15 protein-coding genes are annotated in these 11,913 nt (G+C 41.7%); 5 read left to right on the forward strand and 10 right to left on the reverse strand.

What is annotated here, in order from left to right:
• Nucleotides 1–157: 157 nt before the first annotated feature.
• A complete protein-coding gene (locus tag ACTWPX_RS00680; protein ID WP_443118065.1) occupies nucleotides 158–499 on the reverse strand; it encodes a YolD-like family protein in 342 nt (113 codons plus the stop codon).
• A gap of 370 nt (nucleotides 500–869) precedes the next feature.
• Between ACTWPX_RS00680 and ACTWPX_RS00685 the strand changes: the two genes are divergently transcribed.
• Nucleotides 870–1,082 carry a hypothetical protein gene (locus ACTWPX_RS00685; protein ID WP_443118066.1) on the forward strand — a complete coding sequence of 71 codons (213 nt, stop codon included), beginning with the start codon at nucleotides 870–872 and terminating at the stop codon, nucleotides 1,080–1,082.
• Here the strand turns inward: ACTWPX_RS00685 and ACTWPX_RS00690 are convergent.
• From ACTWPX_RS00690 to ACTWPX_RS00705, 4 genes are all read right to left on the reverse strand, one after another.
• Nucleotides 1,068–1,610, reverse strand: coding sequence for a YwhD family protein (locus ACTWPX_RS00690; RefSeq protein ID WP_443118067.1), 543 nt, complete (start codon nucleotides 1,608–1,610; stop codon nucleotides 1,068–1,070). The genes ACTWPX_RS00685 and ACTWPX_RS00690 overlap by 15 nt on opposite strands.
• Before the next feature lie 144 nt (nucleotides 1,611–1,754).
• Nucleotides 1,755–3,764, reverse strand: coding sequence for an ABC transporter permease subunit (locus ACTWPX_RS00695; protein ID WP_443118068.1), 2,010 nt, complete (start codon nucleotides 3,762–3,764; stop codon nucleotides 1,755–1,757).
• A 110-nt stretch (nucleotides 3,765–3,874) separates the two neighbouring features.
• Entirely contained in the window at nucleotides 3,875–4,375 is a 501-nt protein-coding gene (locus tag ACTWPX_RS00700; protein ID WP_443118069.1) for a YwgA family protein, read from the reverse strand.
• Nucleotides 4,376–4,388: 13 nt separating this feature from the next.
• On the reverse strand, nucleotides 4,389–5,684 hold the full coding sequence (locus ACTWPX_RS00705; RefSeq protein WP_443118070.1) for an HD domain-containing protein: 1,296 nt from the start codon (nucleotides 5,682–5,684) through the stop codon (nucleotides 4,389–4,391).
• A 241-nt stretch (nucleotides 5,685–5,925) separates the two neighbouring features.
• Between ACTWPX_RS00705 and ACTWPX_RS00710 the strand changes: the two genes are divergently transcribed.
• Nucleotides 5,926–6,771: a lipoate--protein ligase family protein gene (locus ACTWPX_RS00710; protein WP_443118071.1), complete on the forward strand. Its 846-nt coding sequence runs from the start codon at nucleotides 5,926–5,928 to the stop codon at nucleotides 6,769–6,771.
• A gap of 64 nt (nucleotides 6,772–6,835) precedes the next feature.
• Here the strand turns inward: ACTWPX_RS00710 and pta are convergent, their stop codons facing one another.
• Entirely contained in the window at nucleotides 6,836–7,807 is a 972-nt protein-coding gene (gene pta, locus ACTWPX_RS00715) for a phosphate acetyltransferase (protein ID WP_443118072.1), read from the reverse strand.
• Nucleotides 7,808–8,249: 442 nt separating this feature from the next.
• On the opposite strand from pta, the gene hemQ reads away from it, so the two are divergent.
• Nucleotides 8,250–8,987, forward strand: coding sequence for a hydrogen peroxide-dependent heme synthase (hemQ, locus tag ACTWPX_RS00720; protein ID WP_128525536.1), 738 nt, complete (start codon nucleotides 8,250–8,252; stop codon nucleotides 8,985–8,987).
• 65 nt (nucleotides 8,988–9,052) lie between these two features.
• Here the strand turns inward: hemQ and ACTWPX_RS00725 are convergent, their stop codons facing one another.
• Nucleotides 9,053–9,376 (reverse strand): ArsR/SmtB family transcription factor, encoded by a 324-nt coding sequence (locus tag ACTWPX_RS00725; RefSeq protein ID WP_443118483.1) that lies wholly within the window; start codon nucleotides 9,374–9,376, stop codon nucleotides 9,053–9,055.
• Nucleotides 9,373–9,801: an SRPBCC family protein gene (locus ACTWPX_RS00730; protein ID WP_443118073.1), complete on the reverse strand. Its 429-nt coding sequence runs from the start codon at nucleotides 9,799–9,801 to the stop codon at nucleotides 9,373–9,375. Before ACTWPX_RS00730 ends, ACTWPX_RS00725 begins: the two co-directional genes overlap by 4 nt.
• A gap of 592 nt (nucleotides 9,802–10,393) precedes the next feature.
• Between ACTWPX_RS00730 and gerQ the strand changes: the two genes are divergently transcribed.
• Entirely contained in the window at nucleotides 10,394–10,891 is a 498-nt protein-coding gene (gerQ, locus tag ACTWPX_RS00735) for a spore coat protein GerQ (protein ID WP_443118074.1), read from the forward strand.
• 66 nt (nucleotides 10,892–10,957) lie between these two features.
• Nucleotides 10,958–11,206, forward strand: a complete 249-nt coding sequence (locus ACTWPX_RS00740) for a hypothetical protein (protein ID WP_443118075.1) — start codon at nucleotides 10,958–10,960, stop codon at nucleotides 11,204–11,206.
• Here the strand turns inward: ACTWPX_RS00740 and ACTWPX_RS00745 are convergent.
• On the reverse strand, nucleotides 11,203–11,571 hold the full coding sequence (locus tag ACTWPX_RS00745; RefSeq protein WP_443118076.1) for a DUF423 domain-containing protein: 369 nt from the start codon (nucleotides 11,569–11,571) through the stop codon (nucleotides 11,203–11,205). The genes ACTWPX_RS00740 and ACTWPX_RS00745 overlap by 4 nt on opposite strands.
• A gap of 17 nt (nucleotides 11,572–11,588) precedes the next feature.
• Nucleotides 11,589–11,885 carry a YwdI family protein gene (locus ACTWPX_RS00750; protein ID WP_443118077.1) on the reverse strand — a complete coding sequence of 99 codons (297 nt, stop codon included), beginning with the start codon at nucleotides 11,883–11,885 and terminating at the stop codon, nucleotides 11,589–11,591.
• Between the last annotated feature and the right edge of the window lie 28 nt (nucleotides 11,886–11,913).

Genomic DNA, 11,913 nt, shown 5'->3' on the forward strand with positions numbered 1-11,913 from the left:
GAAAGCGACCGGCATAACCGGTCGCTTTCTTTGTCCTAGTAATACATGTATAACCCATGTGTTACTTAATATATTACCACGGCTGCTCATTCGTCAAGATTCGCCGTCCCGATTCCATGAATTTTTCATGAACATTTTGTGAACAAAGTTGATTCCATTACAAAATGGAAAGATCTGCAATGTCATCAAGAGCTAAACGAATATTTTCTTTCGTCTTCCAATTCACTCCCGAAACAATTCGATCCACCTTATTCACACGCTCCAGTTTCACTAACACATCTTCATACTCGAACCCGTTGTAAATCCTCATTTTGACTGTCAGATCATCCTTCAAGGCTCTTTGCATTAAAAAATCAATTTCGACGGCCTTCTGTTCATCGATGATTCCTTTTTCTACGCGCTGGTCCTCTTTCCAAAGTTGTTTCACCATCTCCACATGTTCCGGTAACATAAGCGATGTCCACTTGATCGTTCCCCGATCGCGATTTCGATTATCCATATTGCCCCTCCTATAATACGAACGTTTGTTCTTATAATATCATAAAACTGAAGGGCGTAAACTGGGAGTTTCAGGAATGATGTCTCAAACGTTGATAATACTCAGGTTTAACTCATGATTTTTATTTTCACTTATTTACGGCAATTATCACTTATTTACAGCAATAAATATTCGCAGGCTGGTCATTTATAATTTCCCGCACCAAAAAAGAGCCCCCTTATTCAAAGGCTACTGAAGAACTGCAACGTTTTGAGTTATGCATCAAATAAAGAAGCCGAGCTGGACGGTTTTATCGTTCAACTCGGCTTCTTTTAATGGACAAGAAAATCACTCTTTTTAGATGGGCCTCTGTCGATTCCACGAGCTTTCGGTGGTGACGCCTGTGGGAACAGCGCGAGCCGAAAATCCGCTTGGTCAAGCAATCCTCTTGACCAAGTTAGCTGAAGCCGTGCCCGCGGCAAACATTCACCGACAAGCGATCCGTGAGAAGCGACAACAAACTTTAAAAAACTCCTCTGGGTTGGGAAGTTTTTTCAGTGTCCACCCGTATTCAGGGAGTCTCTTCACATTATTCTGCGGCTAAAGAATCTTTCAATTCTTGTCTTGTATTTTCCCATAGATCCGGCTTGAAGTCGCGTAAATAATCTGCGAGAATCCCTTTGGATTTGTCATCAAGGTGATCCAATACGAAATGGCCCTTCAAGGATTTATCCATATGGTTTACATGTTCAGGCATCAACTTGTAACCCCGCTTGATGGCACGGTCAACCACAATTTCACTTGCTGCTACCCCATGATAACAAGGTCTGCCTTCCTGATAATCGACGGTGACCCAGACGATCCAATACAAGAGTCCATTTTTCACTACGTCACGATCTGTAATGAACTTGATCCGCTTCTCTACTTTACTACGGGCGTGTAATGCACCCATGTCAACGTAGGCTTCCTCCTCATTCGGATCAACGATGACAGGGGTCATATTTTCAAGACTGATCGATCCTACGCCATAGCCGCCATGGCCGTCTGTAGAGTCATCTTTGATGATGGTGAATTGGTTTTTCTTTTTATCATTTCCTTCACCTTTGCTTTTGAACTGATCAAATTCCTTCATAATGAAGTGATCCTCCTCTTCTTTCCACCTATTATTTTGTCCCATTTTAACATACAAAGCCGGGGAAGTTTTAGAGAAAGCTCTCTCAATCACCTATCGTTTCTGCCAACACTTGATCAAACGTTTGTTCAATCTCCTTAAAAGTCATCTCTTATCCCTTTCCCGGTATGAATCACCTGATACTTTTTGCAGGAATACAAAACGATCTTCATGTGTATCACGAGCAGAGGCCTTGTTTTCTGTACGTCGGGAAAATAACCTTTTGAGCCCATTCGATTTCTCTACAACTACCCCTACCCTTTTCTGTTGTATTTCCTTGATGCCCTGGATGATCAGCTGCATCGATACAATGATGATAACAAAGCTGAGAAGTGCAGGGATAATCAACCACCAACGCCCTGTCATAAGTGAATTTTTAGCTGCACCAATCAAACCAGACCATTCGTAGGTCGTACTCAAAGGCGGATCTCCCATTAACGGATCATAACTGACTTTGGTACCACCAAAATAAATTTCGAACACACCCAAGTGAATGAAAATAAGCAGCGTCTGAATAAATTGTTGCCCGAAGACAATCCCCATGCGGGGACTCAAGTGTGGCAAGAGGTGCTTCCATAGCAGATGAACGGAACTTCCTCCTAAGACCTTCGTGCTCGTCACATACTCTTCTTTCATAATCAGCTTCATTTCATTCCCGAATAAGGTTACGACTAACGGAACGGCCAAAATGGTCAAAATGATCCCCTGATAGAGTATCCTTTCGGTTTCAGTTGTTGTAAATCCTCCTTGCGGCATCCAAAGTACAGGCCTCAGTAACAAGTAAGCAATAATCGTCAAAGGTAGAAAATGCATCCCATCTACAAGCTTTTCAAATACTCGCTGGACTTTTCCAGGTAAAAAGAATGTGTATGGAATAGCAAGGGCAAAGCCGACAGTCAGACGAAGAAAAGCAATGATCAAAGCAAACAGAATCGTGTATTTCGCCCCCGCAAGAAGTTGGTCGAAGACACTGTACCCTAGAGCATCTGTTCCTAAAAAGACAAATTCCGGTGTATGAGGTGAAGCGCTGACGAGGCGGTCATTCTCATCATAGATTTGAAAATACTGATCGATCAAGGGATCCGCAGTCATCGAGTAAACTACACTGACAATCACTGTCCCAGCTATGATGATGAAACCGGTCAGGAATTTGATGTTCCTGAAATGGACTCCGAATTCTCTTACCGCCGACTTCAACCACTCTCCGCCACTGCGTTTTACAGACAACGATCCGATAAAACTATTCATTTGGATATTCGCTTCTTCTACCGCTTTATGATCTTTGAATAAAAATAACTCTGTCCCCTGATAAAGAATGTAAAACGGAGTGAACACAAGGAATAAAATCACAGATGAAACCATCGGCCGGAAATCATCCATAAACGCTGTTGTAATCCCATTCATATTAAAAATATACTCAATGATCAACAGACTGGACAAAGCCCCCCAAATGATGATTTTAGAGTGGTAAAAGGCACTCTTGATAATATTTCTCACCACGTGTACAGACAAGATGAACGCTTTCTCAAGCCCTTTCCCTTTCGCCATCTGTACGTAGGGTTTGGTCATCTCTTCTTCCATAAGCATAAGGATGATTTTATACATCATCACCATAGGTAAAACAGCTATAGCTACAATCGGCAATGCATACACTTTCTCTTGGCCTAATGTTGTAAAAGGCATCAACAGAATTTCGGTTTGACGATAAAACCAGACGATAAAAAGCTGTAATGAAAAAGCCAGCAATAAATCAGGGATAGCTTCCAACACACCTAACCCGCGATGTACAATGACTTTTGCCCACTTAGGGAGAAATAGTGTACCAAAAGCCCCTAAGAAAGCAATAAGGAAACCAAGGAGAATTCCACCGAAGAAAATCGTCATGGAATATTGATAAGGCTCCCATAAATGTTCAATTAAAGGTACAGTATCCCCTTTGTATATGTAATTCCACTCTGATGGCTCCAGAAGAATGCTGAATAGTCCTCTAAGTTCTTGTATGTAATTCCCAACATTCATAAAAGCTCCCTGCCTGAATAAGGCAGGTGATGTACTGATTAACAAAATCCCCACTAAACCCAGCAAATAATAAGCAATGAACTTCCCTGACTTCATCTTTCAACTCCCCCGTATCCCCTGCTTTTTCTTCCTGCTATTTTTTGAATTATCAGATATTGCGAAGCAAAAAAAGAGGTGTACAGTTTAAGCACACCTTCATTCTAATATTAATGAATGGATCGTAATTTTTCAATAAATTCCCATCCACCTTCAATATCTTCGTCTGTATAATTTTGGGCACTTTTAACAGTGAGTACTTTTTCAGAAATTTCTTCTCTCGGTAAATCTTCAAAAAACAATATCGTGGAGACTAATTCAAGGAAACGAGAGCTGCGTCCGTTCATCTCATCGATATGCTTGTTCAGCGGCGGGAGGTCCATTTCGTAGTGATTAAGGAACTCTCGCCCACTATCAGTCAATTGATAACGATATTGATAATAGCTCTTCTTCTCTTCTTTTGTTTCCAGGACAAATCCCAAATTGCACATTTCTTCAACCCTCAATGTCAACTCTTCCGAATAGGGTCCATAAAAATGAAATTGATAACGTTCTTCAAAAGGGATTTCACACTTCTTCAGTATGTAAATCATCTTCTGTAGTTTCTTTCGCCCCACAACTTCCTCTGTGCTTGAGAAAAACTGCATCAGCTTCGCATGATTTTCCAACATGGAGGCTCACTCCTTATCCATACAAAATTTCCATAATACGCTTCTTCGTCTTACTTCTGCTTGACATCTCTTCTAAACGATCGAGCGGGAGATAAAGCTTGTGATCTGTTCGTTTCTTTCCTGAGATGGACTCGACAATATCCGAAAGCCTTGAAAGTTCTTTCAACTCCTGGTTTGGTTGAAGTAAATGAATCGGTAACCGTTCTCCCTCTTCCCCGGGACGGTAAAAATCATAAGGAAGGTCCGAACTGGAATCTACGACGAGGTAATAGTCCGGATTCAAACCTGCTTTTTGGAAAAGTTTGTACAATTCCATCCATTCGTTCATCTGTGAGTTCGGATTGAATTCGATGTATTTGAATAAGCGTCTATTCACAAACCGGTGACAAAGATCACTCAATACCGGGTCATCTTCTTCCATCCACATTTGGAAGTAATAAAGAGTGACAGATTCATCTAAAGCCAAATATTCCTTCAACGTAGGTTCTCCGGCGAAGAAGGATAAAAAGTGGGTGGGTTTCAACTTGAAGGCATATCCATTTTCATAAAGTTCTTTTGCACGGTGAAGGATCTTCGATAAAATCACTTCTGCACTGCGGGTCACCGGGTGGAAATAGACCTGCCAATACATTTGGTAACGGCTCATGATGTAGTCTTCAACTGCGTGCATGCCACTTTCTTTCACGACGACCTGGTCTTCCATCGGACGCATGACGCGAAGAATCCGTTCCATATCGAAATGACCATAACTGACCCCGGTGAAATAAGCATCCCGTTGAAGATAATCCATTCTGTCGGCATCTATCTGACTGGAGATCAGACTGACGACAAGCTTATTTTCATACGTCTTGTTGATCACATCTGCTACTTTCTTCGGAAACCCTTTTTCTACTTGGCTCAAAATGTGGTTCACTTCTGTGTCACCGAGTAAAATCGCCTGGGTGAAATCCTCATGGTCCAGTTTAAATACTTTTTCAAATGAATGGGAAAAAGGACCATGTCCAAGATCGTGTAACAAGGCCGCACAAAGACAGAGAAGTCGTTCTTCATTGTCCCAATTTGGTCGATCATTGAAATTTTCGATGATTCTTCTGACAATCTCATAAACACCCAGTGAGTGGTTGAACCGGCTGTGTTCAGCACCGTGGAACGTCAAATAAGAGGTCCCCAGCTGTTTAATACGGCGTAATCTCTGAAATTCAGATGTGCCAATCAAATCCCAGATCACCCGTTCACGCACATGGACATAACGATGCACGGGGTCTTTAAAAACCTTTTCTTCACTTAACTTCTCATCACGATAGGCCATCAGTTTGTCCTTTCTACACGACATTTTCATCTATTATATACCTTAAATGGTGACAAAAAAACATGTTGACAGACAATAAATGACAAATCATCCATCTAGTGCCTGTCTATAAGCTTTTCTAAATGTGTTTATTCGAATTATTATTCTACTAGAAGATTTTACAGACGATCAGACATTCATGCAACAGACAACTTTTGATATAATGAAGTGTGCTGAATGTAAAAAAGGAGAAAAGGAAACTATGAGTACAATTCATGATTTATTAAAACCCCAGACCTATCGCTTCATCGATCAAAGCAACCTCGGACCTGCTTTCTCCGCGTTGCAGTCTTTCGCCATGGATGATGCCTTGTCTATTTCTGTCGGTGAGCGCATGAGCCCGACAACCGCTAGATTATGGGTGCACCATAATACAATTGTGCTCGGCATACCTGACGCAAGACTTCCTTATATCCAGGACGGCATCAATTTTTTGAAGACTCAAGGATATGAAGTCATCGTACGGAACTCAGGAGGTTTAGCTGTCGTGTTAGATGAAGGCGTCCTGAACTTATCCTTCATCTTCCCTGACTCTAAACAAGTGAACATTCATGATGGATATGATGCGATGGTCACTTTCATCCAATATTTATTTGAAGATTTGACTGATCAGATAAAGGCATATGAAATCACCCAGTCGTATTGCCCAGGCACTTATGATTTGAGTATAGATGGCCGCAAATTCGCAGGTATTTCTCAAAGAAGAGTGAAAAACGGCTCTGCTGTCCAGATTTACTTGGATGTGAGCGGAAGTGGTCGTGAGCGGGCTGCCCTTTTAAAACGATTCTATGAAATAGGAAAACGTGAGCAGGATACACGTTTCACCTACCCTGCTATCGATCCTTCTGTGATGGCCTCTCTGAACGAATTGCTGGGGGTCCATTTGACCGTCGCTGAAGTACGTGACCGGATTTTAATAAAAATCCATGAGCTTTCTGATCAGATTGTGACGGCGCCTCTTGAAGGAGAAGAAATTGAATGGTTCAACAAACGATTTGAACAAATGATTAAACGAAATGAAAAAGCGCTCGAAAACCTCGAGGAATGAGGTTTCTGAGCGCTTTTTACATGTATCTCTTTCACAATCGATCTGTAAAGGTATTGCAGTTTTCTTATACAGATTGAGCAGCTGTTATAATGGCAAGTTTATATACATCCTCAGCATTACAACCGCGGGATAGATCGTTCACAGGCTGGTTCAGACCCTGCAAAACCGGACCTACCGCATCAAAGTTGCCTAGTCGCTGTGCAATTTTGTAGCCGATGTTTCCCGCTTCAAGACTAGGGAACACAAAGGTGTTCGCTTCTCCTATCAATGGAGAATCCGGAGCTTTCTTCTCCGCTACAGAAGGGACAAAAGCTGCGTCGAATTGGAATTCACCATCAATCAATAGATCAGGGTTTTGCTCTTTAGCGATTTCTAGAGCACCTGTCACCTTTTCTGTTTCTGGAGATTCAGCAGAGCCTTTTGTTGAGAAGCTCAGCATCGCTACTTTCGGATTGATATCAAACAGCTGAGCGGTTTCTGCACTGGCAAGAGCAATCTCAGCAAGGTCTTGACTATCCGGATTAATGTTGATCGCGCAGTCCGCAAATACATACTTCTCTTCATCTCGAACCATGACGAATACACCAGATGTTTTCTTGATGCCAGGTTTCGTTTTGATGATCTGCAGTGCTGGACGTACTGTATCAGCTGTAGAGTGAACCGCACCACTTACAAGTCCATCTGCTTTCCCCATATAAACAAGCATGGTACCAAAATAGTTACCCTCTTGCAGGATTTCGCGGGCTTTTTCTTCTGTTGCTTTTCCTTTACGTCGTTCGACAAAGCTTGCAACCATATCATCGAATTCAGCATAATCTGCAGGATCAAGGATTTCTGATGCCGAGATGTCGACCTTCAATCCTGCTGCTTTCTGTTCTATTTTTTCTTTATTTCCGACTAGTACAGGTGTTAGCATACCTTCTGCACCAAGTTGACTTACCGCTGTAAGGATACGTTCATCTAAAGCTTCAGGAAATACGACTTTTTTGCCTTTTCCATCAATTTTTGATTTCAAAGTATCAAATAGGTTACTCATGTTTAACCCTCCATTTTTCATTTCTGTTATATATGATAAGACGTTTTGTGTTTAAATGAAAGTAGTTCGAATCAAAATTTATGATTGAAGCGATTTCACTTTCACTTTACCCTATTTGCCCTACGTTAATACTACTTACCTTGAAAGCTAAGCCATTCATTTTCGTGAAGAAGGAACACTTCACTCCAATGCCTTGCTTATGCGTTTCAGGACTACCAGCGCCTTTCCGCACTTCATTTGACCGGCTCCTAGGCGCAGTCCTTCGCGACATAAGCCATTCATTTTCGTGAAGAAGGAACACTTCACTTCAATGCCTTGCTTATGCGTTTCAGGACTACCAGCGCCTTTCCGCACTTCATTACCCCCATATCTTCAATTATGTTATATTTAGGTAGAAAGTTTTCTTATCCAACACTTCAATATAAAAGGAGCGATCGATCCCATGCCAGAAGCAGTTATTACAATGGACGGCTGGTATTGTTTGCATGATTTCCGTACCATCGATTGGACGGCTTGGAAATATGCATCGACCGAAGACCGCGAACAAGCCATTAATGAATTCCATCAGTTAATTGGACGATGGGAAGAAACGGAACAAAATAAAGAAGGCAGTCATGCTTTATATACTATTGTCGGTCAAAAGGCTGACTTCATGATGATGATTCTTCGTCCTACAATGGAAGAATTGAATGAAATTGAAACAGCATTTAACAAGACGAAATTAGCTGAGTTTACAACTCCTTCTTATTCTTACGTTTCTGTCGTTGAGCTTTCAAACTATATGGGCAACACGAATGAAGATGACCCTGAAATTCAGGCACGCTTAAAACCGACACTTCCGAAGTGGAATCATATTTGTTTCTACCCAATGGACAAGCGTCGGCAGGGCAACGATAACTGGTACGTCCTTGAAAAAGATGAGCGGGCTAAACTGATGTATGCTCATGGTATGACCGGGCGGCAATATGCTGGTAAGATTCGTCAAATCATCACAGGTTCCATCGGTTTTGATGATTGGGAATGGGGAGTCACCTTATTCGCACATGATGTCCTTCAGTTCAAAAAGCTCGTTTATGAAATGCGCTTTGATGAAGTGACTTCTCGCTATGGTGATTTCGGTTCTTTCTACATCGGAAATATCCTTAAGCCATCTGCGATTGAACAATTTTTACATGTTTAAACTCAAACAGCCGCTAAGTACCCTTAGCGGCTGTTTTTTTTATGTCTGGGAATATCTAAAATAATCTAATCCTCTTCCTCAACCATATGCTTCAACATTGAAAGCTTATTATCCCAGAACTGCTCAAAGTAGGAAACCCATTCTTTCACTTCTAATAATTGCGCAGGCTGCAGAGAGTATATCTTTTCACGTCCAGATTTGCGGTCACTTACCAGGCTTGCGTCTGATAAAACTTTTAGGTGCTTTACTATTGCTGTTCTGCTAATTGTAAAATGATCACTGATTTCTTTTATGGAAGAGTCCCGTTCAGCCAGCAGCTTCAGCATTTCTCTTCGTGATGAATCAGCAATAGCTTGAAATGCATCATGTTTAGGTGCTTCACTCATTATTGCTCGACAACCTTACGTAATCTATCTTTAATGAGGCTATCCCATCCACTGTCCATCGTATTGCGTGTATCCAGGTGTGTCTTGTCTGTGGGACGCATTTTCTCTTCTGGATGCCCCCACCCAGAATGAATCAAAGTAAACTCTGTCTTTCCCTCCAAATCTTCTAACAGAAAATGTACCACCCACCCCTGGTTTCCCCATGAAAAGGAAAGTTCTTTTGGCGGGTCGACAGTTAAGACTTTGCATTCAGACGTTTCAAAGGGAGACTCAAGATAAAACTCATGCCCCTCGACAGCTTGAAAGTTATTGGGCATAAACCATTCAGAAATTCTTTCTGAAGAAGAGACTGCCTGCCAAACTTTTTCCACAGGGGCATTAAATGTAACCTGCTTTTTGATTTCTGATACAGATTGATTTTGACTCATACTTTACCCCCTAAAATAACACCATTTGGTTTCATTTAAATTATAACACTAATGGGTGTTATGTCAATTTATATTAGGATCCTCCTTGCATCTGTTCATCCCGTAAAGGAGGATATTCATATACTTTTTTAGTGAAAATATTTTTTAGATCATGCCACTAAAAAACAACAGAGTTGCTGTTTTTCTGAAAAGCGGTCACCAGACATTCTGGAGACCGCTCTTTTTCTGATGTACTCTTGTATATATTTTTAATCATAACTGTACGGGAAGTAAACATATAGTGTTAAAGAACATGCAATCATGCCTTTTATACAAGCGAGGTTGTTTTTCCTTACACCGAAGCAGAAGTGAAGCTCTTGACGGGACTCAAGAAAACTGAAGGAGAAGAGAAGCCAAGCATGCTCAGGGTCGGCAATAAGGGAGTGAACCACGTACATGTGGACGTATTGACCTAACTGGTGTCAATATTATACGGGTTTACCATAGTTCAGGGGGGTTGAGGCTGCACAAAAGGATATTTTCACCAGTACGACTCACCCAACCGTTCTGACTACCCACGTGTTTATTAAATCCTATATAAGGAGTGATTCAATTGGCACAGCAGAAACCTCAAATGGGAGGTCAGGGCCAAGGCCAGCCGATGTATGGCCAAATGCCTTCCCCGTATTACGGACAACAGAATCCGTATATGTATCAATATCCTACTGGACCGATGGCGAACCAGGGTCAGCCCCAACAAGGCGGTATGCAGTTTCCACAAATGACACAAGGTCAATCCAGTGGCAGCGTCAACCCGCCAAATATGCTTCCTTCTGAACAATCGTACATTGAAAACATCCTGAGATTGAATGCAGGTAAGCCTGCCACTGTATATATGACATTTGAAAATAATGATCAGTGGAATGCGAAGGTTTTCAAAGGGATTATAGAAGCAGCAGGAAGAGACCATATCATTTTGAGTGATCCGCAAACTGGAAAACGCTATTTACTGTTAATGGTTTATCTTGATTACATCACCTTCGATGAGGAGATCAATTACAGCTATCCGTACAATGGCGCTAACCCAGGGGGGGCGCAATCCCGCCCTTGAGGATCATGAAACAAACTCGCTATTTCGGTAGCGAGTTTTTCACTATTAAAAGAAAAGGGTGAACCGATGCGACCACCTTATGAGAACTACCAAAAAGCTCAGTTAGGCACCCTGTTACTGGCTGTCCTTTTAGCCATCTTCGGACTGTTTCAACTGGAACATCAATGGATTATCCTGCTCATGTTTTATGTATTGGCAGCCAGCTTCGCATTTGAAGCATTGTTAGAAATAAAAATGCAGCAGAAGGTTAATGGAATTATCCAACTGCTGCGCGCTGTCATCATTTTGTTTTTTACGACAATCCTCTACTTTTAAATATGTTTGATGACAGCATACCCAAGCAAGATCCAGCCGATCAAAAATGACAACCCACCTAAAGGGGTGATCATGGCGAACGTCTTGATCCCTGTAGGAGCATAAATATAAAGGCTTCCGGAAAACAGGAGGATTCCAATCAAGAAAAACCAGCCTGCACCTGTCATTAAACCGGTCTGGATTTTGCCCATCAATAAAGCTGTAACGAACAAGGCCATCGTATGGAACATTTGATAATCGACGGCTTTTCCCCATTGCTCAAGACCCTTTTGTGAAACTTTGCCTTCAAGTCCATGGGCTCCGAATGCCCCTAAGGCTACAGATAGAAAACCGTTCAACACAGCTAAAATCAAAAATATTTTCATTACACTTCACCCTTTCTTTAAAAATCAAAAATGGAAGAACCGTTCGCCTCTTCATGATCGGCCTTCGTTTCCGGCTCCCGTTTTTCAGATGGTGAATTGTCTGCCCCCATCATCTTACGGATTTCTTCAACGGTCGGCTCTTGCACAGATGATTCTGATTGCTCCCCATTCGATTCTTGATCAAGCAGCAAATCAGCAAGCAATTTCACTGATCGAACATGTTCCCGAACCTTTTGTTCATTTCCATGTTGAAGCATGGCTTCTTGTATTTCATTGGACATCTTCTTCAAGACGTTGTGGTTAGTAATTGCCATTTTATTTACTCCTTTAAAGTTGGAAGAT

It is taken from the genome of Halobacillus sp. H74, from assembly GCF_052246715.1.
Taxonomy (GTDB): Bacteria; Bacillota; Bacilli; order Bacillales; family Halobacillaceae; genus Halobacillus; species Halobacillus litoralis_A.